The organism is Mycobacterium sp. NAZ190054 (assembly GCF_001545925.1).
GTDB lineage: Bacteria > Actinomycetota > Actinomycetes > Mycobacteriales > Mycobacteriaceae > Mycobacterium.
Window position 1 is genome coordinate 1 of sequence record NZ_LMVQ01000521.1, and the last position, 616, is coordinate 616.

1 protein-coding gene is annotated in these 616 nt (G+C 69.6%); it reads left to right on the forward strand.

Annotated elements, in window-relative coordinates:
* On the forward strand, window positions 1–568 hold a 568-nt coding region (locus ASJ79_RS25265), incomplete at its 5' end, for a DUF3043 domain-containing protein (RefSeq protein WP_231751030.1).
* Window positions 569–616: the final 48 nt, after the last annotated feature.

Here is a 616-nt window from a genome sequence, read left to right on the forward strand (position 1 = left end):
GGTCTACGACGGTGACCGTGCCGCACAGACCGGCGCGCAGACCCGCGGCTTCCACAAGACGATCAAAGGTGTCGACGCCGAGGCCAGGAAGCGCCGCAAGGAGTTGCGCGGCCCGAAGCTGTCCCGCGAGGAGCGCAAGGCCGAGCGTCTGGCGCGTCGCGCCGAGATGGCCGAACGCCGCGAGAAGATGATGGCCGGCCAGGACGCCTACCTGCTCCCGCGCGACCGGGGCCCGGTCCGCCGTTACGTGCGTGACGTCGTCGACTCGCGGCGCAACCTGCTCGGGCTGTTCATGCCGTCGGCGCTGTTCCTGATCTTCGTGATGCTGGCCGTGCCGTCGGTACAGGTGCAGGCGTTCCTGTCACCGGCGATGCTGGTGCTGGTGCTGGTCATGGTGATCGACGGGATCTTCCTGGGCCGCAAGGTGAACCGGATGGCCGACGAGAAGTTCCCGGGCAACACCGAGACCGGGTGGAAGCTGGGCTTCTATGCCGCCAGCCGCGCCTCCCAGCTGCGCCGGATGCGTGCGCCGCGGCCACAGGTCGAGCGCGGCACCCGCGTTGCGTGACGCCGGAGGTGGCGTACTTCCCTGAGATCACCGCACCGGACGCCGACG